The 1093-nt window shown below is 74.7% G+C and carries 1 protein-coding gene and 1 pseudogene; one reads left to right on the forward strand and one right to left on the reverse strand.

Going from position 1 to position 1093, the window contains the following annotated elements; genetic code table 11:
• Window positions 1–380 (reverse strand): annotated as a pseudogene (locus G3I40_RS30315) (zinc-binding alcohol dehydrogenase family protein); the annotation flags it as partial.
• 117 nt (window positions 381–497) lie between these two features.
• Here G3I40_RS30315 and G3I40_RS30320 point away from each other — a divergent pair.
• Complete coding sequence (locus G3I40_RS30320) at window positions 498–983, forward strand: MarR family transcriptional regulator (RefSeq protein ID WP_343245061.1); 486 nt, start codon at window positions 498–500, stop codon at window positions 981–983.
• The last annotated feature ends 110 nt before the right edge of the window (window positions 984–1093 follow it).

The raw sequence follows: 1093 nt of genomic DNA on the forward strand, positions 1-1093 counted from the left end.
CGCAGCCGCAGCGCGAGCCAGGACGACATGGCGGGGTTCATGGCCGCGGCGACGGCGGCCGGGTCGGCGGTGGGCGGCAGGGGGACGCAGCGGCGCCGGTCGACGACCGCCTGCTCGGCCATGGTGCCGGCCGCGTCGTCGGTGGCGACGAAGTAGCACAGCTCCCCGTCGGCGGTGCGGCCGACCGCGTCGACGCCGGGGACCATCGGCAAGGCGCCCCCGGAGGAGTAGTGGCTGCCGTCCGCGCCGGAACGCACCCGCGGGTGCAGGCCCGCGGCCAGTACGTCGACGAGCATCTCGTACTCCCCGCGCGGCACGGGCGTCTCGAAGGTGTCGTAGCGGGGCGGGGCGTCGAAGGAACGGACCACGGCTGCGCGCATGAGGGTCTCCCGGGTGCGGGTGGGGTGCGGGGAACGGCGGCGCCACATATAGTTTGCGGCACGTACTAATTTCAAAGTAGTTTGTGCCGCGTACTACGTCAAACGGAGACCGCCCCTGTGCACCCGCACCCCGAGCCCGACCACGGCACCGCCGCCGACCACGACGCCCCCGCCCTCTCCGGCGCGCCGGACAACACCGTGGACGCCCTGGTCCAGCTGTCGTTCCTGGTGCAGGGGGCACTGTCCCGGATCGCGGCCGAGCACGACCTCTCGGTGATCCAGCTCCGGCTGCTCGGCATCCTGCGGGACCGCAGGCCCGCCATGCTCGAACTCGCGGGACACCTGGGCCTGGACAAGTCCTCCATGACGGGCCTGGTCACCCGCGCCGAGAAGCGCGGCCTGGTCACCCGCGAACGCGCCCCGCACGACGGCCGCGGCGTCCTGGTCGCCCTCGCCCCCGAGGGCCGCACCCTGGTGGAGAGGTGCGGGGCGGACGTGGAGCGGCGGATCACCGGCCTCGCGGAGCACCTGACGCCGGCCGAGCGCGACCACCTCCGCACCCTGGCGGCAAAGGTGCTCGCCGCAAGCCCCTCCGGCGGGTGAGGGGCGGGGCGCCGGGACCCGGCCGCCCGGCCGCGGGACTACTCCGCCGCGGCCCGCCCGGTAAGGGCGGCCAGCGAACTGCGCACGTGATCCATGTGGGCCCGCACCTC

It is taken from the genome of Streptomyces sp. SID14478, from assembly GCF_010548525.1.
Lineage (GTDB): Bacteria > Actinomycetota > Actinomycetes > Streptomycetales > Streptomycetaceae > Streptomyces.